The 26,401-nt window shown below is 59.8% G+C and carries 23 protein-coding genes and 1 tRNA gene; 12 read left to right on the plus strand and 12 right to left on the minus strand.

Going from position 1 to position 26,401, the window contains the following annotated elements; all coding sequences use genetic code 11:
* Positions 1 to 74 precede the first annotated feature (74 nt).
* Together B9Z49_RS03400 and B9Z49_RS03405 are read left to right on the plus strand one after the other, a co-directional pair.
* A complete protein-coding gene (locus B9Z49_RS03400) occupies positions 75 to 1,043 on the plus strand; it encodes an alpha/beta hydrolase (RefSeq protein ID WP_158273411.1) in 969 nt (322 codons plus the stop codon).
* Positions 1,040 to 2,008 (plus strand): tripartite tricarboxylate transporter substrate binding protein, encoded by a 969-nt coding sequence (locus B9Z49_RS03405; protein WP_108352046.1) that lies wholly within the window; start codon positions 1,040 to 1,042, stop codon positions 2,006 to 2,008. Before B9Z49_RS03400 ends, B9Z49_RS03405 begins: the two co-directional genes overlap by 4 nt.
* Positions 2,009 to 2,868: 860 nt before the next feature.
* On the opposite strand, the gene B9Z49_RS03410 is transcribed toward B9Z49_RS03405, so the two are convergent.
* The 3 genes from B9Z49_RS03410 to B9Z49_RS03420 all read right to left on the minus strand — a co-directional run bounded on the left by B9Z49_RS03410 (position 2,869) and on the right by B9Z49_RS03420 (position 6,172).
* Positions 2,869 to 2,945: transfer RNA gene (locus B9Z49_RS03410), tRNA-Val, on the minus strand.
* Positions 2,946 to 3,006: 61 nt separating this feature from the next.
* Positions 3,007 to 5,247: a bifunctional (p)ppGpp synthetase/guanosine-3',5'-bis(diphosphate) 3'-pyrophosphohydrolase gene (locus B9Z49_RS03415; protein ID WP_108352249.1), complete on the minus strand. Its 2,241-nt coding sequence runs from the start codon at positions 5,245 to 5,247 to the stop codon at positions 3,007 to 3,009.
* 64 nt (positions 5,248 to 5,311) lie between these two features.
* Positions 5,312 to 6,172: an alpha/beta fold hydrolase gene (locus B9Z49_RS03420; protein WP_369913380.1), complete on the minus strand. Its 861-nt coding sequence runs from the start codon at positions 6,170 to 6,172 to the stop codon at positions 5,312 to 5,314.
* A gap of 180 nt (positions 6,173 to 6,352) precedes the next feature.
* Between B9Z49_RS03420 and B9Z49_RS03425 the strand changes: the two genes are divergently transcribed.
* The 4 genes from B9Z49_RS03425 to rpoD all read left to right on the plus strand — a co-directional run bounded on the left by B9Z49_RS03425 (position 6,353) and on the right by rpoD (position 12,116).
* Positions 6,353 to 7,123: a 3-hydroxybutyrate dehydrogenase gene (locus B9Z49_RS03425; protein ID WP_108352251.1), complete on the plus strand. Its 771-nt coding sequence runs from the start codon at positions 6,353 to 6,355 to the stop codon at positions 7,121 to 7,123.
* Between the two features lie 4 nt (positions 7,124 to 7,127).
* Positions 7,128 to 7,856, plus strand: a complete 729-nt coding sequence (gene ompR / locus B9Z49_RS03430) for a two-component system response regulator OmpR (protein WP_108352047.1) — start codon at positions 7,128 to 7,130, stop codon at positions 7,854 to 7,856.
* A complete protein-coding gene (locus tag B9Z49_RS03435; protein WP_108352048.1) occupies positions 7,843 to 9,234 on the plus strand; it encodes an ATP-binding protein in 1,392 nt (463 codons plus the stop codon). The genes ompR and B9Z49_RS03435 overlap by 14 nt, the downstream gene beginning before the upstream one ends.
* Before the next feature lie 377 nt (positions 9,235 to 9,611).
* A complete protein-coding gene (gene rpoD, locus B9Z49_RS03445) occupies positions 9,612 to 12,116 on the plus strand; it encodes an RNA polymerase sigma factor RpoD (RefSeq protein ID WP_199224970.1) in 2,505 nt (834 codons plus the stop codon).
* A gap of 88 nt (positions 12,117 to 12,204) precedes the next feature.
* Here rpoD and B9Z49_RS03450 read toward each other — a convergent pair whose 3' ends face one another.
* The 5 genes from B9Z49_RS03450 to paaZ all read right to left on the minus strand — a co-directional run bounded on the left by B9Z49_RS03450 (position 12,205) and on the right by paaZ (position 15,865).
* Positions 12,205 to 12,609 carry a YkgJ family cysteine cluster protein gene (locus B9Z49_RS03450; RefSeq protein WP_019430691.1) on the minus strand — a complete coding sequence of 135 codons (405 nt, stop codon included), beginning with the start codon at positions 12,607 to 12,609 and terminating at the stop codon, positions 12,205 to 12,207.
* A 7-nt stretch (positions 12,610 to 12,616) separates the two neighbouring features.
* The gene (locus tag B9Z49_RS03455; protein WP_108352050.1) at positions 12,617 to 12,910 is read right to left on the minus strand and encodes a HigA family addiction module antitoxin; all 294 of its coding nucleotides are present in this window, start codon (positions 12,908 to 12,910) and stop codon (positions 12,617 to 12,619) included.
* On the minus strand, positions 12,910 to 13,188 hold the full coding sequence (locus tag B9Z49_RS03460; protein ID WP_108352051.1) for a type II toxin-antitoxin system RelE/ParE family toxin: 279 nt from the start codon (positions 13,186 to 13,188) through the stop codon (positions 12,910 to 12,912). Before B9Z49_RS03460 ends, B9Z49_RS03455 begins: the two co-directional genes overlap by 1 nt.
* 81 nt (positions 13,189 to 13,269) lie before the next feature.
* A complete protein-coding gene (locus tag B9Z49_RS03465) occupies positions 13,270 to 13,620 on the minus strand; it encodes a hypothetical protein (protein WP_108352052.1) in 351 nt (116 codons plus the stop codon).
* A 199-nt stretch (positions 13,621 to 13,819) separates the two neighbouring features.
* On the minus strand, positions 13,820 to 15,865 hold the full coding sequence (gene paaZ / locus B9Z49_RS03470) for a phenylacetic acid degradation bifunctional protein PaaZ (protein WP_108352053.1): 2,046 nt from the start codon (positions 15,863 to 15,865) through the stop codon (positions 13,820 to 13,822).
* Positions 15,866 to 16,074: 209 nt separating this feature from the next.
* Between paaZ and B9Z49_RS03475 the strand changes: the two genes are divergently transcribed.
* From B9Z49_RS03475 to maiA, 4 genes are all read left to right on the plus strand, one after another.
* Positions 16,075 to 17,286 (plus strand): 3-hydroxybenzoate 6-monooxygenase, encoded by a 1,212-nt coding sequence (locus B9Z49_RS03475; RefSeq protein ID WP_108352054.1) that lies wholly within the window; start codon positions 16,075 to 16,077, stop codon positions 17,284 to 17,286.
* Between the two features lie 18 nt (positions 17,287 to 17,304).
* Positions 17,305 to 18,342, plus strand: coding sequence for a cupin domain-containing protein (locus B9Z49_RS03480; RefSeq protein WP_108352055.1), 1,038 nt, complete (start codon positions 17,305 to 17,307; stop codon positions 18,340 to 18,342).
* Between the two features lie 226 nt (positions 18,343 to 18,568).
* Complete coding sequence (locus tag B9Z49_RS03485; protein WP_108352056.1) at positions 18,569 to 19,282, plus strand: fumarylacetoacetate hydrolase family protein; 714 nt, start codon at positions 18,569 to 18,571, stop codon at positions 19,280 to 19,282.
* 87 nt (positions 19,283 to 19,369) lie between these two features.
* Positions 19,370 to 20,005: a maleylacetoacetate isomerase gene (gene maiA, locus B9Z49_RS03490; RefSeq protein ID WP_108352253.1), complete on the plus strand. Its 636-nt coding sequence runs from the start codon at positions 19,370 to 19,372 to the stop codon at positions 20,003 to 20,005.
* 56 nt (positions 20,006 to 20,061) lie between these two features.
* Here the strand turns inward: maiA and B9Z49_RS03495 are convergent, their stop codons facing one another.
* Positions 20,062 to 21,066 (minus strand): aldo/keto reductase, encoded by a 1,005-nt coding sequence (locus tag B9Z49_RS03495; RefSeq protein ID WP_108352057.1) that lies wholly within the window; start codon positions 21,064 to 21,066, stop codon positions 20,062 to 20,064.
* A gap of 173 nt (positions 21,067 to 21,239) precedes the next feature.
* Here B9Z49_RS03495 and B9Z49_RS03500 point away from each other — a divergent pair, with 173 nt between their 5' ends.
* Positions 21,240 to 21,626, plus strand: a complete 387-nt coding sequence (locus tag B9Z49_RS03500) for a diacylglycerol kinase (RefSeq protein WP_108352058.1) — start codon at positions 21,240 to 21,242, stop codon at positions 21,624 to 21,626.
* Positions 21,627 to 21,636: 10 nt separating this feature from the next.
* Here B9Z49_RS03500 and B9Z49_RS03505 read toward each other — a convergent pair whose 3' ends face one another.
* Genes B9Z49_RS03505 through B9Z49_RS03515 form a run of 3 tightly spaced genes read right to left on the minus strand, consistent with a single transcriptional unit; the run spans position 21,637 to position 25,505 of the window.
* Complete coding sequence (locus tag B9Z49_RS03505) at positions 21,637 to 23,328, minus strand: phosphoethanolamine transferase (protein WP_108352059.1); 1,692 nt, start codon at positions 23,326 to 23,328, stop codon at positions 21,637 to 21,639.
* Positions 23,329 to 23,385: 57 nt separating this feature from the next.
* Entirely contained in the window at positions 23,386 to 24,828 is a 1,443-nt protein-coding gene (locus tag B9Z49_RS03510; RefSeq protein ID WP_108352060.1) for a histidine kinase dimerization/phospho-acceptor domain-containing protein, read from the minus strand.
* Positions 24,828 to 25,505 carry a response regulator gene (locus B9Z49_RS03515; protein ID WP_199224971.1) on the minus strand — a complete coding sequence of 226 codons (678 nt, stop codon included), beginning with the start codon at positions 25,503 to 25,505 and terminating at the stop codon, positions 24,828 to 24,830. The genes B9Z49_RS03510 and B9Z49_RS03515 overlap by 1 nt, the downstream gene beginning before the upstream one ends.
* A 176-nt stretch (positions 25,506 to 25,681) precedes the next feature.
* Between B9Z49_RS03515 and B9Z49_RS03520 the strand changes: the two genes are divergently transcribed.
* Positions 25,682 to 26,395 carry a phosphatase PAP2 family protein gene (locus B9Z49_RS03520; protein ID WP_233254495.1) on the plus strand — a complete coding sequence of 238 codons (714 nt, stop codon included), beginning with the start codon at positions 25,682 to 25,684 and terminating at the stop codon, positions 26,393 to 26,395.
* The last annotated feature ends 6 nt before the right edge of the window (positions 26,396 to 26,401 follow it).

Raw genomic sequence — 26,401 nt, forward strand, 5'->3', positions numbered from 1 at the left:
GGCCTATCGCTTGCCCGCTTAGTGGCTTCATCACGTACCCCTTGCATGCCATGACTACCTACCCGGATCCTGCATTGCTGCACCCTGGCAGCATTCCACCAGACATTCACCAGCGAAACGCGCTCATCGCCCAAGCGATGGCTGCGATGCCCGAGTGGTGGGAGATTGGAGCGCCCGCTTTTCGCCAGAAGCAGCGCGAGGGCGCAGGTATTTTTCCACCCTTGGTTTTCAGCGAGCGTGCCCATACAAGAACCATTGATGGCCCGGCAAGCCCATTGCGCTTGCGTGAATTTCTTCCAGCCCAAGGTCAAGCCCGTGGCGTTTACCTGCACATGCATGGCGGCGGATGGGTCATTGGTGGGGCCGACATGCAAGACACCATGCTATTGGCACTGGCGGACTATGCGCAGGTGGTGGTGCTGAGTGTGCATTACCGACTCGCCCCCGAGCACCCTTATCCTGCAGCCCCTGACGACTGCCAAGCAGCCGCACTTTGGCTGCTGGATCACTGCTCTGAACTTTACGGGACCGATCAGTTGCTCATTGGCGGCGAATCCGCCGGAGCACACCTCAGTGCCGTCACCCTGCTGCGCTTGCGCCAACAACTTGGGTATTGTCCCTTTGCAGGTGCAAATTTCAATTTCGGCCTGTTCGACATGGCATTGACGCCCAGTGCGCGCGCCTTTGCTAATGAACGGCTTTTTTTGCGCACCATCGACATGGTTCAATTTCGGGACGCATTTTTACCGGGAGAACAAAACCTGCGTGACCCGGATATTTCCCCACTTTATGGTGACCTTCAGAATTTATGTCCAGCGCTTTTCACTATTGGTACGCGGGACGCCCTCCTAGACGACAGCCTATTCATGCATGCGCGATGGTTGGCGGCTGGAAACGCAGGGCAACTCGATGTCTATCCAGGCGCACCTCATGTGTTCTTTCGGTTGGGTGATGCACACGGCCAAAGTTCCATGACACAGCAAATTCAATTTATCTGTCGCCAATTGAAATCAGCAGCATCTACATCAGGAGACCATAAATGACCCCCTCACACCGAATCCGCACCATCGTATGGCTCACTGCCGCACTCACCGCTGGTCCAGCCCTTGCTTCCTACCCCGACCGCCCCGTCAAGCTGGTCGTACCTTTTCCTGCAGCTGGCAGCACTGACCTTGTAGCGCGTGCTCTTTCCGCTGAGCTGGGGGCCACCTTGGGGCAGCAGATCGTCGTTGAGAACAGAGCGGGTGCTGGCAGCCTGATCGGGTCCGAGGCAGTGGCCAAGGCTGCGCCAGACGGCTACACCATTCTGATGGCCGGGCTCACCAACGTCTTCCTGCCCTACGTGTACAAGGACTTGAAGTGGAACCCGATTGATGACTTTGTGGGCATCGGTCTTGTGGCAGATCTGCCCAACGTGATCGCAGTGAATTCAAAAACGCCTTACATGTCGCTGAGCCAGCTCGTTGCGGCCGACAAAGCCAAACCGGGCGCCATGTCGTTTGGCTCTGCCGGGGTTGCCACGCCATCGCACTTGGTCTGCGAAATGGTGAACCATCAGACCCAAATCAAGCTCCAGCACATCCCCTACAAAGGCAATGCACCTGCAGTGAACGACCTCATGGCCGGACACATTCCTGTGATGTGCAACAACCTCGGTGGCACGCTGCCTTTCATGCAAAGTGGACAAATTCGCATCCTTGCACAAACTGGCAGAACCCGTTCAGCTGCTGTGCCAGACGTTCCGACCTTCAGCGAGCTTGGATTGCCTGGGCTTGATGCCGGACTTTGGATGGGACTGGCGGCGCCCAAAGGCACTCCAAAACAAGTGATCGACACACTGAACGCTGCACTCACCAAAGTGATGGCCATGCCAACAGTCAGGGAAAAACTGTCTAAGCTGGGTGCAACCCCGCTGAACCCATCACCGACAGCATTTACCGAGCGCGTCCAAGCGGACCGCAAGGCATGGGATCCTGTTCTGAAAACGCTTGATTTAAGAGCCAACTGAATCGCCCAGATTTTGGGGAGTCGCCTCACTTTGAGAAGATGGTGCTATGCGCAAGAAATCACACGCTTTTTCACCTAAGATGTGCGAGAGCGCTTTTCGCATGGTTCTAAATACCTAGGTGAGTACGCCTTACTTTTGGGCGTCCATTGAGACCATTGCCTCCAAGATCAGGTGTGTGCCGCAAACCATCAATGACTGGTTTCGCCAGCATGTAGTAAACCCAACCGTAGTTAGTCGAATGTCGGATAACAAGAAACTAGTTGCTCAGAGAGTCTTCCATTAACGACCGCATCCAGCCTGAACCGGACTTCAAGGGTAAAAATACCAAGGACAGCTACACACCAGAAGCCGACCGCCAAATCTTGGGCAATGCCTCGTGTAGTTGTAAAAATTAAACGCTCAAAAAACAATAAGTCAGGGTGCCGCGTTCCCAATCAACTTCTCTGCAGCTTATTTGGACAAAAAAATTGACCTTTGCTGTGAGAGCCCCTCATAAAGCTATCCCCCACTCCCCCTGGGCTTGGGGGTCCTACTGGGAGTGGCTAACAGCTACTATCACCATCTTCTGCCACCTTGTCAGCGAAACTACTATCAAGTGTGACTACTATCCCCCAGCCCGAGATGTCTACTATCAATGCTGGCCAACCTACTATCAGGCCGAAGCTGGGCGCCTACTATCAACAATGACTCATGATTAGATCGAATCAAGAGACACAACCAAGGAGACCGCCAGCGCCGACCTGAAGTTTCATTGAGTCAAGTTTGCGAAGTGCCCGGGATTGAATTCCCGTACTTTTCCCGTACAGACGAAAAAAAAGCACCGAGCGTTTCCGCCAAGTGCTTGATTTTCCTACCGAATTTGGTAGGCGCGACTAGATTCGAACTAGCGACCCCCACCATGTCAAGGTGGTGCTCTAACCAACTGAGCTACGCGCCTGCTAAGCCTTGAATTATAGCGAGAAAAACCCCCATTTGGGCTGCGATTCAATTACGGGTGTTTACCGCCTGCGGGCCGCCCTCACCCCTTTGACGCTGCGAACGCTGCCCAGAACTTTGTTCAAAGTGACCGCATCACCAATTTCCACCGTGAAGATCATCCAGGCCGTGCCCTTGACGGACTGGGTCTGCACGCCGATCACGTTCATCTTCTCTTTGGCAAAGACTTCAGAGATGTCGCGCAGCAAGCCTTGCCGATCAAAGGCTTCCACCGCCACGTCTACCGGGTAAACCGAGGCGTCGGCCCCCTTGTGTTCCCCCCAGCGAACATCGATCACGCGCTCGGCGTTGCGCGAGGCCAGTTCGCGGAAGTTGCTGCAGTCTTGGCGGTGGATGCTGACACCCTTGCCGCGTGTGACAAAGCCACCGATCGCATCGGGTGGTGCGGGTTTGCAGCAGCGCGAGAGTTGAGTGAGCAAGGAATCCACCCCCACCACCAACACGCCCGATGCCGATTTGCGGGTGCCCGCACCTTTGAATTTTTTCTGAAAGTATTCATCGGGCTCCAGCGCGGGCGCGGGTGGGTTGAGCAAGACCTCGATGTTGCGCAGCGAATACTCGTCCTTACCCACCACCTCAAACAAGCCGTCGGCCGATTTGAAGCCCAATTGACTGGCCAAATCGTCCAAGCGGATCGCAGTGCGGCCCATGCGCTGCAGGGATTTTTCGACCGCCTCGCGGCCTCGGGCAATGGTCTCGGCGCTGACTTGCGCATTGAACCAAGCCCGCACTTTGGCCCGTGCGCGTGGGCTGGCCAAAAAGCCTAAATCGGCATTGAGCCAGTCGCGAGACGGTCCGCCCTCCTTGATGGCGGTGATCTCCACCGTCTGGCCGTTGGCCAACGGGGTGTTCAGGGGCACCATGGCCCCATCCACTTTGGCACCCCGGCAGCGGTGCCCCAGGTTGGTGTGTACGGTGTAGGCGAAGTCGATGGGCGTGGCGCCTTGCGGCAGTTCCACCACGGCGGCCTCGGGCGTCAGCACATAAATGCGGTCGTCAAACAGGCCGTTGCCTGGCGCACTGGCTTGCGCAGCCCCTGACAGGTCGCGCTCCCAAGCCAGTAACTGACGCAGCACGGCAATCTTGGTGTCGTATTCGCTGGTGGCCGAGACCCCTGAGTAGCCTTTGGCCCCAGCCTCCTTGTAGGCCCAATGTGCGGCCACCCCGTTTTCGGCGTGCTCGTGCATGGCCTGGGTGCGGATCTGCACCTCAATAGGGCCGCCGTCGGCGTCGCGCACCACGGTGTGCAGTGATTGGTAGCCGTTGGCTTTGGGCTTGGCGATGTAGTCGTCAAATTCTTCAGCAATGGGCGCAAAGTGTTCGTGCACCCAACTGAGCACTTGGTAACAATCGGCCACGCTGGGCACCACCACACGCAGGGCGCGGATGTCAAACACGCGGTCAAACGCCAGCAACTTGCCCCGCATCTTGCGCACGATGCTGTAGATGTGTTTGGGTCGCCCCGCCACAGTGGCAGCGATGCCCTGGCTGGCCAAAGCTTGTTGCAGGCGCTCGCGCAGGGCCACCATGTAACGTTCGCGTTCGGTGCGCTTTTCATCCAGCAGCCGGGCAATGTCCTTGTAGGTGACAGGCTCCAAAAAGCGGAAGGACAGGTCTTCCATCTCCCATTTAATTTGCCAGATGCCCAAGCGGTTGGCCAAGGGCGCAAATACCTGCAGGGATTCGCTGGCCAACTCGGGGGGCACGGGCAATTTGGTGGCGGCAAAGTGGCGCAGGGTTTGCAAGCGCGAGGCCAGGCGCAGCATGACCACCCGAAAGTCACGGCTGAACGCCAGCAGCATCTTGCGCACGTTTTCGGTCTGCAAGCGGGGGCTGAGCGGCGTGTTGTCCGGCCCACGGGTGTGAGCCTCGGCCGCCCGGGACAAGCGCTGCACGATCACCAACTGGTGGGTCTGCATGGCCAGTTGCGCCAGCTGCGGGCCAAAGGCCTTGGCCATCACCTCCTCGGGCTTGTTCAAGTGCGGGCAGGCATAGACCAAATAACTGGCCGCCTGCATGGCCACCGAACCGCCAATGTCGGCCAAGATCGCGGCCACAGCATCGGCATGCGCCAAGATATTTTCGCCCGTGTCCAGAGTTTCGCCCGCGATCAGCGGCTCGGCAAAGGCGCGGGCTTTGACCAAAGTTTCGCCCTGCTGGGCACTTTCGGCGGCATCGGCCGTGGCGAGCATCACTGGCGGCAATGAGGCGGGCGGCAATGCCGCGGGGGGGAAGTGCGGCATGTGCAAGCGCCCCGATGGCGACATCGGCTTGGCGGAATAGCTGGAGGTGGGGCTGACCATGACCTCAATCGCCGAGCAAGAACTTGGCCACCACCGCAATTTGGTCGTCGCCTGTCAAGGTGGGGGCATGGCCAAAACCCGGCCAGGTGTCCAGCCGGGCGCGGGGGCCACGCTCGGTCATGGCGGAGGCGTTTTCGCGAGTGAGCAAGTCAGATTCTTGCCCGCGAATGAGCAATGTTTTGGCTTGAATCTGGTCGTACAAAGCCCACAGTGCGGCTTCGCCCGCCGAGGCTGCTTCGGGTGTCAGGGCCCGCACCGGCTCGCCAATGGCCGGGTCGTAATGCAAGGTCACGGCTCCATCGCTGCCGGGGCGCAGCATGTGCGCAGACATCTCGCGCCACACATCAGCAGACACAGGCCCAAAACCAGTTGACAAATCCCACAGAACGGCAGCCGCCTCATCCAGATCGCGGTACTGGCCGTATTGGCCCACATAGGTTTGCATGCGCTGCACCGAGCCCCAGGCGATGGCTGGCCCCACATCGTTCAGCACCAGATGGCGAATCGGCGCAGGCAGCGGCAGACCCGGCTGCCCCGCCAGCACCATGCCGATCAGCCCCCCCATGCTGGTGCCTACCCAATCCAGGGTTTGAATGGGCTGATCTGCGCCCATTTGGGTTTTGACCTGGGCCAGCATGGCCAGCATGTCGGCGGCGTATTGCGGAATCTGATAACCAGTTGGCTCGGCCAGCCAATCGCTGCGACCACGCCCCACCACATCGGGGCAAATGACCTGCATGGGATGCGGACTTTGGGCGACCAAGGCCTGGGCCAGTCGGTCAAAATCCCTGCCCTGACGCGTCAGGCCATGCACACAAACCACCAAGTGGGCCGCTTGCGCGTCGCCCCAGCGCCAAAAAGCCATGCGGTGCTCTCCCTGGGGGTGGGGACAGGCCACAAATTCAAGTTCAGGTTGGGAGTGAGCGGGCATCGTGGCAGTCATGACAAAGCGTAACAATCAACAGCGCTGCGGCTCAAACCGAGCTTTTGCAGCGCCATAATGGGTTTTTTCAAACATCCTAATTCATCTTTCGGAGTGGACATCATGTTGCAAGGTAAAACAGCGTTGGTCACCGGCTCTACCAGCGGTATTGGTCTGGGCATTGCCAAGTCTTTGGCCAAACAAGGTGCCAACATCGTGCTCAATGGCTTTGGCGATGCCGAAGGCCCCAAAGCCGAAATTGCCGCACTGGGCGTCAAAGTGGTTCACCACGGCGCCGACATGAGCAAAGCTGGCGAGATCGAAGCCATGATGAAATTCGCTGCCGACACCTTTGGCCGCGTAGACATTTTGGTCAACAACGCAGGCATCCAGCATGTCGCCAAGATCGAAGATTTTCCGGTGGAGCGCTGGGACGCCATCATCGCCATCAACTTGACAAGCGCCTTCCATGCCACCCGCCTGGCCTTGCCCGCCATGAAAGCGGCCAATTGGGGTCGGATCATCAACGTGGCCTCGACCCATGGTTTGGTCGGCTCTGCCGAAAAATCGGCTTATGTCGCCTCCAAGCACGGCGTGGTGGGTTTGACCAAAGTCACGGCTCTGGAGAATGCCACCACCGGCGTGACCTGCAACGCGATTTGCCCCGGCTGGGTGCTGACCCCTCTGGTGCAAAAACAGGTGGACGCCAAAGCCGCCGCCATGGGCCTGTCCAACGAAGAAGCCAAAAAAGTCCTGCTGCTGGAAAAAGAACCTTCCATGCAGTTCACCACCCCCGAAGAGCTGGGCGAGCTGGCGGTGTTTTTCTGTTCAGCTGCTGCCAACAACGTGCGCGGCGCAGCTTGGAACATGGACGGCGGCTGGACCGCCCAATAAGACCATGAGCAACACCCCTCGCTTAGACAAAATTGTCATCGTCGACGATGACGCCCGCATTCGAGACTTGTTGCGCCGCTTTTTATCGCAAGAAGGTTTTGACGTGTTGTTGGCCGAAGACGGTCGGGCCCTGGATCGCATCCTGCTGCGCGAGACCATCGACCTGATGGTGCTGGACCTGATGCTGCCCGGCGAAGACGGCCTGAGCATCTGCAAACGCTTGCGGGCCAGCGGGGTCAAAACGCCCGTGATCATGCTGACCGCCAAAGGCGAAGACGTAGACCGCATCAACGGTCTGGAGATTGGGGCCGACGACTACTTGGGCAAACCCTTCAACCCCCGTGAGTTGCTGGCCCGCATCCATGCGGTGCTGCGCCGCAGGCCGGTCAACGAGCTGCCCGGCTCACCCTCCACCGAAGACGAGGTGATCAACTTTGGCCCCTTCAAGCTCGACTTAGGGGTCCGAGCCCTCAGCAAAGACGGCGTGGACATGGCGCTGACCACCGGCGAATTTGCCATGCTCAAGGCTTTGGCAAGGCACCCCCGTCAATCGCTCACCCGCGACAAGCTGGCCCAACTGGCGCGTGGCCGAGAGTTCGAGCCCTTTGACCGCAGCCTCGACGTGCAAATTTCCCGTCTGCGAAAAATGATCGAAGTCGACCCTGCCACGCCCAAAATCATCCAGACCGTCTGGGGCGTGGGCTACGTCTTTGTGCCCGATGGACAACCGTGAATCAGCGCCCATTGCCGCAGATGAGGTGACGACCCCAACGGCAGCTGGCCCCCTGGTCAAGCTCAGTCTGTTTTGGCGCACCTTCATCTTGTTGGCCTTGCTGATTTTTTTCAGCAGCGTGGCGTGGTTGCAGATGTTCAAAACGCAGGAATACGAGCCCCGCATCCTGCGCAATGCCCACCAAATTGCCACAGTGGTCAACCTGACCAAAACCGCGCTGAAAAACAGCGATGAGATAGCGCGCTTGGCGCTCATCACCGTGCTGGCCGACGAAGAGGATGTCAGCATCCAGCTGCGCGAACCGACAGATCGCATCGTGGACTTCACCGATTCCAGCATGGACAGCCGACTGGTCGATGAGATGATCAAACGTCTGGGGCCCGGCACGGTTGTGGCCTCCAGCGTGAACGATGAAGAGGGTTTGTGGATTGGCTTTGCCATAGAACGCGACAGCTATTGGTTACAGATGGACCCCTCTCGCCTCAAGCCTCTAGGGGGTACTGCCTGGTTGATCTGGCTGAGCATCACCACATCGCTGTCCTTGTTAGGGGCGGCCGTCATGGCTGGCCTGATTAACAGACCGCTCAAGCGCCTGTCTTACGCCGCCAGTCGCGTGCGGGAGGGGCATTTTCATGGCGCAGCCCTGGACGAGGGAGCTGCGACCAGCGAGATACGTGAAGTCAACATCGGCTTCAACCGAATGGCCGAACGCCTGGCCAAAATAGAAGCCGAACGCGCTTTGATGCTGGCCGGGATCTCGCACGATCTGCGCACACCCTTGGCCCGCTTGCGGCTAGAGACAGAGCTGAGCGTGAGCGACCCGCAAACCCGCGAGCTGATGGTGGCCGACATTGAGCAACTGGACGACATCATTGACCAGTTCTTGGACTATGCCCGCCCAGAGTCCACCGAGTTGGGGCCTGTACTTTTGACCGGCGTCATCAGCCGCTGCATCACCCCTTGGCGCAACAACACACGCTTGCAAATCTCGGTCGACGTGAGCGAAGACCTGCAAATTCAAGCCGAACCTGTGGAACTGGGACGCGTGCTGTCGAACCTGCTGGAAAACGCACGGCGCTACGGCCAGAGCCCCGCTGACGGCATCACACGCGTCGAAATCGTCGCCCGCGTTCACGAAGGCTGGGTGCTACTTCGCGTGCGCGACCAAGGCCCAGGGGTGTCAGTAGAAACACTGAAAAACCTCACCCAACCTTTCTTCAGGGGCGATTCAGCTCGAACTTCAGCCACGGGCTCTGGCCTGGGCCTGGCCATCGTCGAGCGCGCCGTTCAGCGCATGGGCGGCACTTTTTCGGTATTCAACAACAGCGCTGGCGGCTTGATGGCCTTGATGAAATTCAGGCAAGCCGACAACGACTGAAAAAGCCCACTGCTGCCCGGAGCTTCACCCGGTGCGGGAAAACAGGGACGCCGCTGACCTTGCCACACCACCCAGTCTTATCCATCGGCACAAGCCAATTTAAGCCTGTCCATAGAAAATTAGGTACAATCTATGGTTTTCGGCAAGCGCGACAGCAGCACCTCCGGCCCGACCACCGCCTTCAGCGCGACGCCCCCAAGTGGGCAGGTCACCGTTCCGCAAGGACTGCATTCCAAATGTTCGCCCACCCTCTTGCCAATGCAGATTCAACGCTCATCTGATGCATTGATCTGTGACTTAACCCACGCCTGCGCCGGGATGTATTTGGCGCTGACTGTGTCTGTTTCCTTGTCCCTTTTTGTGATCTGAGGTTGACCATGCCCGCTCAAAAGCCCAAGAATCCTGCCCAGGCCCCTGCCAAGTCCAAAGCCGTTGCAAAGACCCCTGTCACTGTCAAAGCCAAAGCGCCCGTCGCCAAGGCAGCAGTGAAAGCGCCAGCCAAAACAACTGCCAAGGTGTCCGCACCAGCGGCGGCCAAAAAACCTGCCCAACCGGTGGACAAAGTGGCCCCCAAGGCAGCCGCGCCCAAAGTCAAAACCACGCCAGCCCCAGCTGCACCTGCTAAGCCTGTCAAGAAAGACGCCTCCGTGCCCGCAAAGAAATCCGAAGCCATCGAAAAGAAACCCGCTGCCAAAGCCAAAGAGGTTGCAGCCGACGCACAACTCAAAAAACCAACCAAAGTGGCCAAAGCCGCAGTGCCAGCCGAAGACAAAAAGCCTGCAGCCAAAAAAGTAGTGGTTGGAGCCAAACGCGGACCCAAGAAAAAAGGCAGCATTGCCGAGCCGAGCATCGACGATGAATTGGCCGAAATCGAAGCCGAACTCTACGAAGAACCGGCGGCGGAGGCCGATTCGGGCACCACTGAAAAGGTCAAGCCCCTGCGCATGAAGATCAGCAAGGCCAAAGAAAGAGCCTTGATGAAAGAATTTGGCCTGGACGAGACCGTCCTGACCGAAGCCGAAATGAAGTCGCGCCGCGACCGTCTGAAAGCGCTGATCAAGCTGGGTAAAACCCGCGGCTACCTGACCAACGGCGAAATCAGCGACCACTTGCCCGACAAACTGGTCGATGCCGAAACCCTGGAAGTGGTGATCGCCACCCTGAACGACCTGGGTGTGGCGGTGTACGAGCAAACGCCCGACGCCGAGAGCCTGATCATCACCGACAACGCGCCTACCGGCTCAACCGAAGAAGAAGCCGAAGAGGCCGCCGAAGCCGCCCTGTCCACCGTGGACAGCGAATTCGGCCGAACCACCGACCCCGTGCGCATGTACATGCGTGAAATGGGCACGGTGGAACTGCTGACCCGCGAAGGCGAAATCGAAATCGCCAAGCGCATCGAAGGCGGTTTGATGGACATGATGGCCGCGATCAGCGCGTCTCCTGCCACCATCGCTGAAATTCTGCGCCTGGCCAACGAGATCCGCGAAGGAAAAATCGTCATCTCCACCGTGGTGGATGGTTTCGCCAACCTGAACGAGGCTGACGACTACGTGGCCGAAGAAGACTTCGACGAATTCGACGAAGCCGACGACGACGACGGCAAAGGCGGCTCCAAAGCCCTGACCAAGAAGCTCGAAGAGCTAAAAACCCAGGCCTTGGAACGCTTTGACCGCATCACCGATTATTTCGAAAAAGTGCACAAGGTCTACGACAAGGAAGGCTGGGGTACACCCGCTTACGTCAAGGTGCAATCGGTCCTGTCCGAAGAGCTGATGACCATTCGTTTCACCGCCAAAACCATCGAAAAATTGTGTGACATGGTGCGTGGTCAGGTGGACGATGTGCGCAAGAAAGAGCGCGAATTGCGCCGCATCATCGTGGACAAATGTGGCTACCCGCAAGACAACTTCATTGCCGACTTCAGCGGCCGCGATAAAAACGGCAAGCGCATTCCCTCCAACTTGCTCAACCTCAAGTGGATCGAAAAACAAGCCGCTGCGGGTAAGAGCTGGAGCGCCGTCATTGGCCGCAACATCCCGCCTGTGCAGGACCTGCAGCAAAAACTGATGGACTTGCAATCGCAAGTGGTGGTGCCGCTCGATGAACTGAAAGACATCAACAAGCGCATGAACGCCGGCGAGCGCTCGTCACGCGACGCCAAGAAAGAGATGATCGAGGCCAACTTGCGTCTAGTGATCTCGATCGCCAAGAAATACACCAACCGCGGCCTGCAATTCCTCGACTTGATCCAGGAAGGTAACATCGGTTTGATGAAGGCGGTAGACAAGTTCGAATACCGTCGTGGCTACAAATTCTCGACTTACGCCACCTGGTGGATCCGTCAGGCCATCACCCGCTCGATTGCTGACCAGGCCCGCACGATCCGCATCCCGGTGCACATGATCGAGACCATCAACAAGATGAACCGCATTTCGCGTCAGCACTTGCAGGAATTCGGCTTTGAGCCCGATGCCTCGATCCTGGCCGAGAAGATGGAAATTCCCGAAGACAAGATCCGCAAGATCATGAAGATCGCCAAAGAGCCGATCTCCATGGAAACGCCGATCGGTGACGACGACGACAGCCACCTGGGCGACTTCATCGAAGACAGCACGCACACCGCACCCATCGACGCGGCCCTGCAAGCCGGTCTGCGCGACGTGGTCAAGGACATCTTGGACAGCCTGACGCCCCGCGAAGCCAAAGTTCTGCGCATGCGTTTTGGCATCGAGATGTCCACCGACCACACGCTGGAAGAAGTGGGCAAGCAGTTCGATGTGACCCGCGAACGCATCCGCCAGATCGAAGCCAAGGCGCTGCGCAAGCTCAAGCACCCCAGCCGCAGCGACAAACTGCGCAGCTTCATCGACACGATGTAAACCTGCCGGTCTGCAAAAAAATAAAGCCTCCCGACTGCAAAGTCGGGAGGCTTTTTTTATGGACGCAGTTGGATGGGCAAAGCGCCGATCAGCGTGACTGCGCCTTGTTGCCGTAAGGGCAATGGTTGGGGCGTGGTCCCACCTGCGGGTGCAGGCGGCAGGTATTGGGCCGCTTGTCGTACACCGTGCAACGGCGCGTCTTGGCATCCAGAAACTGGCAGTCCCCGCTGGCGCGACGCGCCAAGCTGAAGATGCTGTTCTTGAAATTGAAGTGCTCGATCAGTCCGGCTTTGCTTAAGCGTTTCGCTATCTGTTTGGGGTCTTCGTGCTCGGCCTCGAATGGGTCCACCAGTTCCAACCGCACCAGATCGGCCAGCTTGACCTCGACCGGCATGGTGCAGCAGTTGGCCGCGCAGGTGTCGCACAAACCGTTTTTGTAACGGGTCCAGGTTTCGCAACGGTCAACGTCAACAACAGCTATGGGAGATCTCATGAGGCCATCAGACCGCAGAAAACTGCAAAGGCACCACGCGTTTCATGTCCACGTTTTGGCGGGCAATCCAAAGATCGTGAGCATCTTGCAGGCTCAACCAGCTTTCGGGCGTGCGCCCCAAGGCCTTTGACAAACGCAGCGCCATCTCAGGCGTGACCCGGCTGCTGCCTTTGAGAATGCGGCTCAGCGTGGAAGGCGCTACATCCAGTTTTTCAGCCAGTTCCCGACCGGAAATGCCGTGCGGATCAAGGTAAATTTCCTGAATGAACTCACCAGGATGAGGGGGGTTGTGCATGGCCATCAGTGATAGTCCTCGTAATCCAATATGTGGGTATTGCCGTCTTCAAACTCAAAGGTCAAGCGCCAATTGCCGTTCACGGTGATGGACCACCGCCCGCGCATCTCGCCTTTGAGTGAGTGCAAACGAAAGCCCGGAATGTCCATGTCGTCGATGACTTGCGCGGTGTCCAGCGCCGCCAATTGCATGCGCAAGCGCTTAACATGACTGGCATGGACACCCGCCGCCTTGCCTGACTCAAACAGACTGCGCAAGCCTTTGTGGCGAAACGACTTGATCATGGGTGGACTTTAGCATGTTGCGCAGCGCGCAACATAGCAGCTTCACACACCTTTGAGCAACAAGGCCAGTGAATCCAGGCTTCACGAAGCCTGCGCCTGACCCCGGTAGTGAAAAGTCATGGGACGCGGCCCAGCCACGTAGGCCGATTGCATGTGGGCGGCAAAGCCTGCATCTTCTAGCAATGCTGGTATGTCTCGCCCCAACTGGCAACCGCCGGCAAGCGGACCCCACAGCGGCTGCAAGCGATCTTGCCAGCGGCGGACACCCGCATCAGGTGCTCGGCCGTGCTCGCAAAAAAGCAGTTTCCCACCCGGCACCAGCACACGGCCTTGCGCTTGGGGCACCAGTTGGCGGCGCTGCGCCTGAACCATGGGCAGGTCACAGGCGATGTCGATCAGATAAGGCAAGACGTAGCGGTCATAAACATTCATGGCAACGGCCTCCTGCCGTGTTCATTCAACACCGTGAGCAAAGTTTTTAGGGCGTGTGCCACGCCCATCGCGCACGGGGTGCGCTCCTACAAAATCGGAGCCTTGTATTTTGTAGGAGCCCACCCCGTGGGCGAAAAATCTATGTGCCCCCGGGCGATCAACAAAAGCTGGGGCTCATGCAAGCGCAACCGGCATGGCTTCAGCCCTTCTTGGCCACCAGCGTCAAGATGTCGTAGCTGGCCACGACTTCGCCCAGCTGATTGGTGACCTCCACGTCCCACGCCACCACGCCCTGCCCCACGCCGTTCGCGTCTTTCTTGTGGCGGTCAATCTTGCGCTTTGCGGTCAAGCGGGCCTGGATGGTGTCGCCAATGCCCACGGGTTTCACAAAGCGCAGCGTGTCCAGACCGTAGTTGGCCAACACCGGACCGGGCGCGGGGGACACAAATAATCCAGCCGCTGCCGACAGCACAAAGTAACCGTGCGCGATGCGCTTGCCGAAAGGCGACTCCTTGGCCGCGATCTCGTCGAAGTGCATGTAGAAATAGTCGCCCGACAGGCCACCAAAGGCCACGATGTCGGCCTCGCCCACGGTGCGGCGGTGGGTCAGCAGGCTCTCGCCAATTTGCAAATCTTCAAAGTAGCGGCGGAAGGGGTGGACTTCGGTCTCGATCAGCCTGGCACCACGCATGTATTCACCCGTGACGGCGGCGATCATGGTGGGTGAGCCTTGCAGCGCTGTACGTTGCATCAGGTGCTTGACGGCGCGGATACCGCCGAGTTCTTCACCACCACCTGCGCGGCCAGGGCCGCCGTGCTTGAGCTGGGGCAAGGGTGAGCCATGACCAGTCGACTCGACGGCCGATTCACGGTCCAGGATGTGCATGCGGCCATGCAAAGCGGCTGCAACCGGGATCATGCGGGCGGCGATGTGCGGGTCTTTGGTGACCAGCGTGCCGACCAGGCTTCCCTGCCCGCGAGCGGCCAGTTGCAGGGCTTCGTCCATGCCGTCGTAAGGCATAAGGGTGCTGACGGGGCCAAAGGCCTCCACATCGTGCACGCTGTTGTTGTACAGGGGCTTTTGGCACAGCAGCAGCGTGGGCTGAAAGAAGGCACCACCCTCGACACCCTGCCCCACGGGTGCGAAATCGGCACCGCCGCCAAACACCAGTTCGGCGCTTTGGCGAAGCAAGGCCACACGTTCGGCCACATCGGCCTGCTGCGAATGCGACGCCAAAGCGCCCATCTTGACGCCTTCAACAGACGGATCGCCCACCACCACTTTGGCCAGGCGTGCTTTGAGCTTTTCAACGACGGCATCGAGGTGATGGCGCGGAACGATGGCGCGGCGAATCGCCGTGCACTTCTGGCCCGCTTTGACGGTCATCTCGCGAGCAACTTCTTTCACGAACAGGTCAAACTCTTCGTCGTCGGGCGAGACATCGGGCGCGAGGATGGCGCAGTTGAGCGAGTCGGCTTCGGCGTTGAAAGGGATGCTGTGCTTGACCACATTGGGGTGCACGCGCAGCATGGCGGCCGTGTCGGCCGAGCCGGTAAAAGTCACCACGTCTTGGCCATTCAGGCGGTCCAGCAGATCACCGGTGGAGCCGATCACCAGCTGTAAGCTACCCGCAGGCAAAATGCCCGACTGCTCGACCAGGCGCACCATGGCCTCAGTCAGATAGCTGGTGGACGAAGCAGGTTTGCCGATGCAGGGCATACCCGCCAAAAAGCTGGGCGCAAACTTTTCGAGCAAGCCCCAGATGGGGAAATTGAACGCGTTGATGTGTACCGCGATGCCGCCACGCGGCACCAAAATGTGCGTGCCCGCAAAGCCGCCTTTTTTACCCAAAGGGAAAGCCGGGCCTTCGTGGATCAGGTTGCCGCTGGGCAGCTCGTTGCTGCCCATGCCCGAGTATGCGAACAGCGTGCCTGCACCGCCTTCGATGTCCACCCAACTGTCGGCCCGCGTGGCACCGCTGTGGGCCGAGATGGCGTAAAGCTGCTCTTTGTGCTCACCCAGGTACTTGGCCAGGGCTTTGAGGCGCTGGGCGCGTTCCTGAAAATCCAATTTCAGCAAATTAGGCAGGCCCACGGTGCGGGCGTAGTGCACCGCATCTCCAAAGTCGATGGCTTCGGCGTGGGTTTGGTAAACCGTCTGGCCGTTGAGGGCGCTGCGCAGGGCTTGCGCGCCTTGCTGGCCGATCCATTGGCCACCGATGAAACTTTGCAGGACTTGGGACATGGGGTGCTTTCTAAAAAGAACAAAGCTCGGTTCATCAGGGTTAACCAACCGAGCGGTCGGTTAATTTTAGTCGCTTTGCCTGCTGTGACCTCATCAGAGTCCCCCTAGGGTTTTCACTGAATAGCAAACCGACCGAACGGGCTTACCGAAATTAATAAGCATGCTTATAATATCGCCAATTTCTTGCCCTTCATCATGCTGGAGCACACATGAGCACTCAAGCTTTTCAACTTCCCGTCATCGTTGCAGGCGGTGGCATCGGCGGCCTGGCCGCTGCTTTGGCGCTGGTGCGCCAGGGCTTTGCCGTCACCGTGCTGGAGCAGGCCCCCGAGATCGGCGAGATCGGCGCGGGCATCCAAATTGGACCGAACGGGTTTCATGCTTTTGACGCATTGGGCGTTGGCGACAAAGCCCGGGGCCGTGCGGTCTACACCGACTTCATGGTGATGCACGACGCGATCGACGAGTACCAAGTCGGCAAGATCCCCACCGACGAGAAATTCCGCCAGCGTTTTGGCAATCCTTATGCCGTGATCCACCGCGCCGATGTGCATTTATCCTTGCTCGAAGCCGCGCAAGAAACCGGGCAAGTGCAATTTCACACCAGCACCCGCGTCGAGCGCATCGAACAAGACGACAACAGCGTGACCGTGTGGGACCAGAACGGCAAAGCCTTTCAGGGCTGCGCGTTGATCGGGGCCGACGGTGTGAAATCGGTGGTGCGTGAGCAATTTGTGAGCGACCCGGCCCGCGTCACGGGCCATGTGGTGTACCGCGCTGTGGTTGACAAAAAAGACTTTCCCGAAGACCTGCAATGGAACGCGGCCGCCATCTGGGTCGGCCCCAACTGCCACCTGGTGCACTACCCGCTGCGCGGTGGTGAGCAGTACAACGTGGTCGTGACCTTCCACAGCCGTGAGCAAGAAGAATGGGGTGTCAAAGACGGCAGCAAAGAAGAAGTGCAAAGCTACTTCCAGGGCATTTGCCCAAGAGCACGCCAACTGATCGACCTGCCCAAGACCTGGAAACGCTGGGCCACGGCCGACCGCGAGCCGATTGGCCAATGGACTTATGGCCGCGTGACCCTGCTGGGCGACGCCGCGCACCCCACCACCCAATACATGGCCCAAGGCGCCTGCATGGCCATGGAAGACGCGGTCACCTTGGGCGAAGCCCTGCGCACGCACCACAACGACTGGCCTAAGGCTTTGGACATGTACCAACGCGCCCGCGTGGCCCGCACCGCCCGCATCGTGCTCTCCAGCAGAGAGATGGGCCGTATTTACCACGCCAAAGGCGTCGAACGCCTGGTTCGCAACGACCTTTGGCGCGGCCGCAGCCCCGAGCGCTTTTATGATGCGATGGCATGGCTGTATGGTTGGAACGTGGGCAACTGCCTCGACGCCGCACAGCACAACTGATTGAACGGAGACACATTCATGAACGATCTCGGACGCATCGAAGACCTGCCCCAAGACTATGTGCAGGATCTGCGCAACCTGAACCTGGTGCCGCTGTGGCCCAGCCTGCGCGGCGTGCTGCCACCCAAAGTGCCCACACGCCAGACTCAGCCTACCTGCTGGGCTTATAAAGACATCAAGCCCCTGCTTCTGAAGGCAGGCGAGCTGACACCGATTGAAAAAGCCGAGCGCCGCGTGCTGGTGCTGGCCAACCCCGGCCATGGCCTGGACAAAATGCAGGCCAGTGCTGCCATGTACTTGGGCATGCAACTGCTCATGCCTGGCGAATGGGCTCCCAGCCACCGCCACACGCCCAACGCGGTTCGCATGGTCGTTGAAGGCGAAGGCGCTTGGACTACGGTGGACGGCGAAAAATGCCCCATGAGCCGTGGCGACTTGATCCTCACGCCCACAGGCCTGTGGCACGAACACGGCCACGACGGCACCGACCCCGTCATCTGGCTCGATGTGTTGGACCTGCCCTTGGTCTATTACATGGAAGCCAGCTACCACATCAACGGCGACCGCCAGGCCGTGGTGCCTGGCCGCAGCGACCAGCAATACGCCCGTGGTGGCGTGGTGCCCTCGCATGTGTTTGACCGCAGCAAAAAGGCCTACCCCATGCTGCGCTACGCATGGAAAGACGCCAAGGCCGCGCTTGAATCGCTGGCCGCTGACGATGCCGGTTTGGAGCAAGTGCAAGTGACTTACACCAACCCCGAAACCGGTGGCGACGCTGAAAACATTTTGGGCTTTTACGCCCTGATGCTGCGCCCCGGCCAGAGCTTGCGTTTGCCTGCGCGCTCGCCCGCCCAGGTGTTTCACGTCATCGAAGGCGCGGTGCAAGCGCAAATCGTGGCGAGCAACTTTACCCTGTCCGAAGCCGACACCTGCTGCGCGCCCGGCTACGAGGCTGTGACGCTGAAAAACCTGCGCGCAGACCAACCCGCCTTCGTGTTCATCGCCGACGAATCGCCGTTGCACCGCAAGTTGGGTGTGTTCGAAAATCGGGGCTGAAAAGCGAATTCACTCGCCCCCCAAGCAATGGTTTGCCATGCCTCCAACCGCCTTCGCCCACAGGGGTGGGCTCCCACAAAGACAGAACCGTCCCCTGCAGGAGCCCACAAAACAGCGGCTCACCCTGTAGGAGCCCACCCCGTGGGCGATGGCTTGTGAACAACCGCCCTTCCCGAAGCACAGTGACCTTCGCACACCCATTTCATTGACCCCAACTGACCAACCCATGACCTCTTACCTCTTCAATCCCCCCTCCGTCCAATCCCTGCCCATCCGCGGTCAACAAGAGCGCTTCCCGATCAACCGCATCTTCTGCGTCGGCCGCAACTACCATGCGCACGCCGTCGAAATGGGCCGCCCTGTGGACAAGAGCGTCGAGCAGGCGTTTTACTTCACCAAGTCGTCACAGACCTTGGTGGAAAGCGGCGTGGACTCTGCTGCCGTGGTCGCCTACCCGCCACGCACCAACAATTACCACTTCGAGATGGAACTGGTGCTGGCCATTGGCAAAGCGGGTTTTCGCGTGAGCGAAGCCAACGCGCATGAGCTGGTCTATGGCTACGCAGCCGGTCTGGACATGACGCGCCGCGACTTGCAACTGGTGGCGCGCGACAAGGGCCGCCCTTGGGACATGGGCAAAGACATCGAGCAAGGCTCGGTCTGCTCCGAGATCGTGCCCATGCCCGGCGTGGTGATCGAGAACGGCGCCATTGCGTTGGAAGTCAATGGCGTCACCAAGCAATCGTCAGACGTGGACAAGCTGATCTGGAACATCCGGGAAATCATTGCCGACTTGTCCACCTATTACCACCTGCAACCCGGCGACCTGATCTACACCGGCACGCCCGAAGGCGTGGGGGCGGTGTTGCCGGGTGACCGCATCACCGGCCGCGTGGAAGGCGTGGCCGAACTCGCCTTGACCATCGGCGTTGCCGAGTAAGGCGGCGGCTGTAAAGTCAGGAGTGGGTATCCATCACAATGCATGGCTTGCCGCACGTCTCTCGCAATGACAAACCTTGAAAAATCCATGAAGCTCTACAATTTTTTCAGAAGCAGCACATCGCACCGCCTGCGCATTGCGCTCAACCTCAAAGGGATCACCACCGACTACGTTGCGGTGAACTTGCGGGTCGATGAACAACAAAACGACGATTTCAGAGTGGTCAACCCCCAGCAACTGGTGCCCGCCCTGGACACCGGCGACAAGGTCATGATTCAGTCACCCGCCATCATTGAATGGTTGGAAGAAAAATACCCCACCCCAGCCCTGCTGCCTCAAGGTGCTGACGCGCGCGCCCATGTGCGAGCGCTGGCGGCCATCGTGGGATGCGATATCCACCCCATCAACAACCGACGCATTTTGCAAACCCTGCGCAAGCAGTTCGGGGCCAACGAAGACGCCATCAATGCCTGGTGCGACACATGGATCAGTTCCGGGTTTGACGCCTACGAAGCGCTGATTGCAGCAGACCCGACACGGGGACGCTTCAGCTACGGCGATGCACCGGGCATGGCCGATGTGTATTTGATCCCACAAGTCGAAAGCGCACGGCGCTTCAATGTGGACATGAACCGATGGCCCCTCATCAGCGCCATCGACAAGGCCTGCGGCGAGCTGGAGGCATTTCAAAAGGCTGCGCCAATGGTTCAACCCGACGTTTGAGCGGTTGGGCGATGAGCAATGCCAGCGACACACGCTCAACGCTCAATGCTGAATGCTCAGCCAAACACCTCGGTATCCACCTCGCTGTTGGCCTGCGCGCTGTAGCGGTTACCGGCCACCGTGTTCTGGTTGATCAGGGCATCCAGGCGCTCCAGCAAACCCGCATCCAGTTTCACATCCACCGCGGCCAGATCGTCCAGCAAGTGGGCCACCGAAGACGTGCCGGGGATGGGGATGATGTCTTCGCCTTGGTGCAGCAACCAGGCCAGCGCGAGTTGCGCGGGGCTGCAGCCGACTTCTTGCGCCAAAGCCTCGTAGGTGGGCAAGAGCTTTTGGTTGGCCGCGAAGTGGTCAGGCGTAAAACGCGGCATGCCGCGGCGAATGTCTTTGGGCTCAAACCCTGCAATGTCCAGCGGCGCACCACACAAAAAGCCCCGCGCCACCGGGCTAAAGGCCACAAAGGCCGCGCCCAGCTCTCGGCAGGCTTGCAGCACCGCGATTTCGGGGTTGCGAGTCCACAATGAATACTCGGTCTGCACAGCGGCAATCGGGTGCACCGCATGGGCTTTGCGCAAGGTGCTCGCCGACACCTCAGACAAACCGATGGCCTGAATTTTGCCCTGGCGCACCAAGTCACTCAATGCGCCCACGCTGTCTTCGATGGGCACTTTTTTGTCCCACCGGTGCAGGTAGTACAGGTCGATCACCTCGGTCTGCAAACGGCGCAAAGAATCCTCACAGGTCTTTTTGATCGTCTCGGGGCGGCCATCGATCACCCTCACCTTGCTGCCGTCGCTTTGCTCAACGCCTTGCATGCCGCATTTGCTGGCCAGTGTGAACCGATTGCGGTGCGGCTTCATCACCTGGCCCAACAAAGCTTCATTCGATCCGAAGCCATACAACGCGGCCGTATCAAAAAAAGTCACACCCTGGTCGAAGGCGGTGAGCAACACGCGCTCGCCCTGCTGGGCCGAGACGGGTGCGCCATAAGCGTGGCTGAGGTTCATGCAGCCCAGACCGATGGCGCTGACGGAAAAGGAGGCTATTTGGCGGTTTTTCATGGCGGTATCTTAGCGAACCCGCATCACATGCGCCGCTCGGCACACGAGTGCAAGAGGTCTTTTTCGAACTCGATCAAAATAATCAGGGCGCCAGCCAGTGGCCCAATCACGGATAAGACCCCGTTAACATCACGCCCTTAAGCTACAAGCCCCAACTCCATACCCCCCCACACATGAACGACAACACCTCCGTAGAGCCCAAACGCCAGGGCCTATCGCGCGTCTGGCACGCGTTTTTTTATTCGGTCGAAGGTTTGCGGGCCGGATGGCATGAGCCCGCGTTTCGGCAAGAGGCGATTTTGGCCCTGCTGATATTGCCGGGCGCCTGGTGGCTGGGCCAAAGTTGGGTCGAGGTGGTCTTGTTGATCGGCGTGGTGGTGGCGGTGCTGGTGGTGGAGTTGCTCAACACCGCGGTCGAGTCGGCCATTGACCGCGTGGGGCCGGAGTGGCATGCCTTGTCCAAACGGTCAAAGGACATCGGTAGCGCCGCCGTGTTGCTGAGTCTGCTGCTGTGTGGCGGCGTCTGGCTGACAGCGCTGTGGCGGTGGTGGGCGGCCTGAGGTTTTTGGTTTAGGGGGAACGTGCACCGCAACCCGCAAAAATATCCAGCTCAGGCTGCTGCAAACGGGTCTTTACCTCTGCCAGCGTCAAGACCGAATGGAACAGGTGGTCGTGCGACATCGGTGCGGACGCCTGTTTTTTCCAACAATGGGCATCCCATTTCAGCTGCGACTGCAGCGGCTTGGACAACCACATCACCATGGGCACATGAGTTTGCTCTTTCGGCGCCATCATGTACGGCATGCCGTGCAGGTACAGGCCTTTTTCGCCCAGCGATTCGCCGTGGTCAGAGACATACAACATGGCCGTAGGGCGCGGCTGGCTTTTGAGCCAGCGCACGGTTTGTGCCAGCAAGTGGTCGGTGTAACGCACCGCGTTGTCGTAAGCGTTGACGATCTCCTGCGCCGGGCAATCTTGCAGCACAGTGCTGTGGCACTCAGGCTGATAGGCCTTCATGTCGGCCGGTGTGCGTTTGTAATAAGCCGGGCCGTGGTTGCCCATTTGGTGCAGCACCACGACGGTGCCTGCCGCCTTGCCACTGGCGCTTGACTTTTCCAGCTGGGCCAGGCGCTCAGGCAAAACGCGCAGCATGATTTCGTCGAAGCATTCGCCATCCGGGCACAGCGCTGGGTCTTTCAACGCCAAGGTGTTGGTGTTGGGCACGCGATCGCACAACCCTTTGCAGCCGGACTGGTTGTCCAACCACAGCACCTGCATGCCAGCGCGTTGCAACACGTCCAGCAAATTTTCGTAAGGGATGTCATTTTTGCCATAAGCTTCGCGCCCCAAATGAGAAAACATGCAGGGCACAGAGACTTGGGTGTTGGTGCCGCAAGAACTGACGTTGGCAAAGTAGGCCAGCTCGCCGCTGCCCTGCAGTTGGCGCAGTTGCGGTGTGGTGTCACGCGCGTAACCGGCCAGACCGAAGTTGGCCGCACGCGCGGTTTCGCCCACCACCAGCACGATCAACGGGGGCTTGTGGCCAGCCAAGGTTGCGGGTGCGAAAACAGCGTCTTGTCCAATGGGCTGCAAAGGCTGGCGAGCCTGAGCGGTCTGCCCAATCACCAAGCGTGCGCTGGCATAAAGGGTGTTGAAGGGGTTGAGCATGTAGCGCATGGATTTTTGGTTGCGCATGGTGGAGGCCAAATCCTGAAACGAAGCCCAGACCACCACCAGCAAGACCAGCGCAGCCAAAGCGGCGAGGCCCAGTTGACGCCCCACCAAGCGCTGGGCGGTCAGCTTTTGCACGGGCTGACGCCACCACCACCAGCCAGGCAGCACCACGCCCAGTGCCAGCACCACCAGCATGGACCACGACAACAAATCTCGCACCTCGCGCACATCGGTCTGCACGGTGTTGGCCATCATGGTGGGGTCGATGACGACGCCGTAGGCGATCATGAAATAACTGTTGGCCGCGGCCACCAAGAGGAGCAGCACGCCTGCCGGTTTCCGCCAGCGGGGCCAAACCAGCAGGCTGAGCAGCACGGTAGTGGACGACAACACGATGAGCGCAAAACCCACCAAGCCCATCCAGGTGCGCAGGCTGTGGGCATCGGTCAAGGCCCACATCGCACGCCAAAGGGGCAAGTTGCCCAAGGTGCTCAGCCACAAGGCCAGAACCAGCAGAAGACTCAAGGGGTGCCAGGGGCGGAGCACCAGCACATCAGCAGGAGCAAGATCGGGAGAAGTGGGGGTCATGGGCTACAGATGGCAAAGCAAGAGCCGCCATTCTCGAAACCCAGTCTTATCGCAACATTAAGCTTTACCCGACAGGTGGCCTGCGGCGGGCCAAACCAGCGCAAAACGCTTGCCAAAAGGGGCTGCACCCGCATCGCTCACCAGCTGCGCCCCCTGGCTTTGGGCGATGCGCTCGACCAAAGTGAGGCCTATGCCCAGGCCCGTGTCGGAGCCCGATGTGCAGGCGGCGCTGAAGTCACCGCCATCGTCGCTGACCGACAGCGTCACCTGACCTGCCCCATCGCAGGCCACACGCACCTCAACATAAGTGCCTGCCGGGTTGTGGCGCAAGGCGTTGTCCACCAGGTTGCGCAAGGCAAGCTCCAGCAAGGTGGCCTGCCCGGGCAGCGCCAATGATTCGGGTGCTTCGAGCGCGATGTCCTGGCCCAACTCGTGGGCCAGCGCCGCATGCTCAGACACCACGCGCAGCGCCAAAGCGCACAGGTCCACGGGTTCGGACTGGTCACCCGTCATGCTTTGGGCCCGCGCCAGGTCCAACAGTTGCGACAGGATGCGCCCCGCACGCAAAGCGCCCTGCTCCACAGACTGCAAGGCCTGGGCTTGTTCAGCGGCTGGGCCATGTCGGGCCAGCCGGGCCTGCAGCACCAGCGCGGTCAATGGGGTGCGCAGCTCATGGGCCACATCGGCTGCAAAGCGCCGCTCACGCCCGATCTGGGCCTGCAGGCGAAGCACCAACGCGTTGATGGACTGGACCGTCACGCCCAGCTCCCGATAAGGCTGCTGCGGCACCAGGGTTTGGCCTGAATCAACATCAAGCGCCGCGATCTTGCCCGACAAACGCTGCAAAGGCAGCAGGCCGCGCCGAATGGCCGAGGCCAGCATCAAGGCCACCAATGGCAAGAACACCAGCGCAGGCAGCAAGATGTGCTCAGAAATGTCGGCGGCCAGCGCTTCTCGCCGTGCCGGGTCCATGAACACGGCCACGCGGCGCACAGAGCCACCTTCTGTCGACTCACCCACGTACACGCGCCAATCCTGCGAGACGCCTTGCATCGTCAAGCCCTGCGTCTGGTGGCCCAGAGCCAGGCGCGTTGGCCATTGGGCGTGCACACCGTGCGAATCCCAGACCAGGCGTTCGTCCTGCCAGACGAGCACATGGAATTCAGGCGCGTAGGCGTTGGGCGGATGCTGTGCCAAGGCTTTGGGCAGCGCCGCCTGTGGGGCCGCAAAGGGTTTGGACGCATCAGAGACCGTCAAGGGCATTTTGAGCGCCTCACTCAAGGGTGCGTCCAGGGGCAGGCTGAGCAGCAGTTGCGCGGCCGACACCAGCAGGCCATCGCTGATTTCTTCGGCCTCGTGGTAGCCGGTGGAATAGGCCAGTCCGGCCAGCAAGAGCCACAGTGCCACCACCCCTCCCAGCGCCCAGGCCCACAGGTAGCGCCACAACGAGCGGGGTTGGAGCTTGCCAGGATCGACCTGCGGTTTGCTCGCTAGTTTCATCAAGCCCCACCTTGGGATTCTGGCACCGGCACAAAATAGCCCACGCCGCGCACCGTCTTAACCAGGCCTTCACCCAGTTTGCGGCGCAGGTGGTGCATGTGCACTTCCAGGGCATTACTGTCCAGCACTTCGTCAAAACCATAGAGCGCCTGCTCCAGCCGCTGGCGCGAGAGCACCTGCCCGCTGCCGCGCAGCAGTGCCAGCAGCAAGGCAAATTCCTTGGCCCGCAGCGCCACGGTCTCACCGTTGCGCACCACCGTGTGGCCAGCGGGGTCAACCACCAGATCGCCATGGCGCAGCAGCGGCGAGGCGCGGCCTTCGCTGCGGCGCAAGGCCACGCGCATGCGGGCCAGCAGTTCCTCGGGCTCGAAGGGCTTGACCACGTAGTCGTCGGCCCCCTCGTCCAGCCCCGCCACCCGGTCGGGCAAAGCGTCTCGGGCGGTCATGATCAGAACCGGCATGACGCGGCCCGAGCGACGCACCTGGCGCAGCCAGTCCAGACCGTCGCCGTCAGGCAGGCCAAGGTCCAGCAGCACCAGGTCAAAGGGTTCCACGCGCAATGCTGCCGAAGCCAATGCCAGCGTGGACGTCACGTCCACCGCATAGCCGCTGGCCCGCAGGGTCGCGGCCAGGCCGGTGGCAATACCCGCGTCGTCTTCCACAATCAATACCCGCATCGTCCCAGCTCCATTGGCTTGAGTGGTCATTTGTTGAGGCTCGATTGTCTCAGTTGTGGTGTTCATGTTGCACACCTTGTCACAGCGACTTTAAGCCTGGCTTAACCCGGGCAGCATTTAATTGAACGATGCAGAAATCAGACATGCGAATCCCCACCCAACCCCACCTGAGCTAGATGCACAGTACCCACCGACATCCTCATACGATCGCCAGCCTATGGCTTTGGGGCACGCTGCTGGTGCTCACCCTGGTTTGGGACGCATCGGAATACGATCTCAGCGCCATGACCTGGTTGGGCGGCCCAAAGGGCTTTGCTTGGCGCGACCACTGGTGGTTGAGCAGCGTGATGCACACCGGTGCCAAACAACTGGCCGTGCTGATTTACCTGGGGGTGTTGGCGATGACCGTGTGGCCGCAGGGTGTTTGGCGGCGTCTGGAACGCCATCAACGTTGGGAGATCGCTGCTGGAATCACCCTCAGCTTGTTGGCGGTTACTGCCATCAAACGCATCAGTCTGACCAGTTGCCCTTGGGAATTACAAGCCTTTGGGGGAGTGGCCAGCTATGTGTCGCACTGGTCGTGGGGGGTGAGGGATGGCGGCTCCGGTTCATGTTTTCCGGGTGGGCACGCCTCGAGTGCTTTTGCCTTCATCGCCCTGAGCTTGCCGTGGTTGACCTCGACGGACACCAACCAGCAACGCCTGGGACGGGCCATGACCGGGGTGATTGTGCTGAGCGGGTTGGTCTTGGGGCTGTCGCAGACCCTCAGAGGGGCCCACTACCCCAGCCACACAGCGTGGACCGCCTTGGTCTGCGCGGCCACGGCCTGGGCCAACCATGGTTTGTTTGCGTGGTGGCGCATCAAGCGTGAACTTTCAATCAACCGCTAAAGGTCC

Source organism: Limnohabitans sp. 2KL-51 (assembly GCF_003063645.1).
Classification (GTDB): Bacteria; Pseudomonadota; Gammaproteobacteria; order Burkholderiales; family Burkholderiaceae_C; genus Limnohabitans_A.

Coding starts and splice junctions, on each gene's coding strand:
- B9Z49_RS03465 (WP_108352052.1), bottom strand. CDS start 13,620: ATGAATGTTTATGACCGCTACGTCTTGCCTTATCTGATCGACATCGCC.
- B9Z49_RS03510 (WP_108352060.1), bottom strand. CDS start 24,828: ATGAAACTAGCGAGCAAACCGCAGGTCGATCCTGGCAAGCTCCAACCC.
- paaZ (WP_108352053.1), bottom strand. CDS start 15,865: ATGTCCCAAGTCCTGCAAAGTTTCATCGGTGGCCAATGGATCGGCCAG.
- B9Z49_RS03425 (WP_108352251.1), top strand. CDS start 6,353: ATGTTGCAAGGTAAAACAGCGTTGGTCACCGGCTCTACCAGCGGTATT.
- B9Z49_RS03435 (WP_108352048.1), top strand. CDS start 7,843: ATGGACAACCGTGAATCAGCGCCCATTGCCGCAGATGAGGTGACGACC.
- B9Z49_RS03450 (WP_019430691.1), bottom strand. CDS start 12,609: ATGAGATCTCCCATAGCTGTTGTTGACGTTGACCGTTGCGAAACCTGG.
- rpoD (WP_199224970.1), top strand. CDS start 9,612: ATGCCCGCTCAAAAGCCCAAGAATCCTGCCCAGGCCCCTGCCAAGTCC.
- B9Z49_RS03460 (WP_108352051.1), bottom strand. CDS start 13,188: ATGATCAAGTCGTTTCGCCACAAAGGCTTGCGCAGTCTGTTTGAGTCA.
- ompR (WP_108352047.1), top strand. CDS start 7,128: ATGAGCAACACCCCTCGCTTAGACAAAATTGTCATCGTCGACGATGAC.
- B9Z49_RS03475 (WP_108352054.1), top strand. CDS start 16,075: ATGAGCACTCAAGCTTTTCAACTTCCCGTCATCGTTGCAGGCGGTGGC.
- B9Z49_RS03495 (WP_108352057.1), bottom strand. CDS start 21,066: ATGAAAAACCGCCAAATAGCCTCCTTTTCCGTCAGCGCCATCGGTCTG.
- B9Z49_RS03480 (WP_108352055.1), top strand. CDS start 17,305: ATGAACGATCTCGGACGCATCGAAGACCTGCCCCAAGACTATGTGCAG.
- B9Z49_RS03455 (WP_108352050.1), bottom strand. CDS start 12,910: ATGGCCATGCACAACCCCCCTCATCCTGGTGAGTTCATTCAGGAAATT.
- B9Z49_RS03505 (WP_108352059.1), bottom strand. CDS start 23,328: ATGACCCCCACTTCTCCCGATCTTGCTCCTGCTGATGTGCTGGTGCTC.
- B9Z49_RS03420 (WP_369913380.1), bottom strand. CDS start 6,172: ATGGCTTTTTGGCGCTGGGGCGACGCGCAAGCGGCCCACTTGGTGGTT.
- B9Z49_RS03415 (WP_108352249.1), bottom strand. CDS start 5,247: ATGCCGCACTTCCCCCCCGCGGCATTGCCGCCCGCCTCATTGCCGCCA.
- B9Z49_RS03515 (WP_199224971.1), bottom strand. CDS start 25,505: ATGCGGGTATTGATTGTGGAAGACGACGCGGGTATTGCCACCGGCCTG.
- B9Z49_RS03485 (WP_108352056.1), top strand. CDS start 18,569: ATGACCTCTTACCTCTTCAATCCCCCCTCCGTCCAATCCCTGCCCATC.
- B9Z49_RS03520 (WP_233254495.1), top strand. CDS start 25,682: ATGCACAGTACCCACCGACATCCTCATACGATCGCCAGCCTATGGCTT.
- maiA (WP_108352253.1), top strand. CDS start 19,370: ATGAAGCTCTACAATTTTTTCAGAAGCAGCACATCGCACCGCCTGCGC.
- B9Z49_RS03500 (WP_108352058.1), top strand. CDS start 21,240: ATGAACGACAACACCTCCGTAGAGCCCAAACGCCAGGGCCTATCGCGC.
- B9Z49_RS03405 (WP_108352046.1), top strand. CDS start 1,040: ATGACCCCCTCACACCGAATCCGCACCATCGTATGGCTCACTGCCGCA.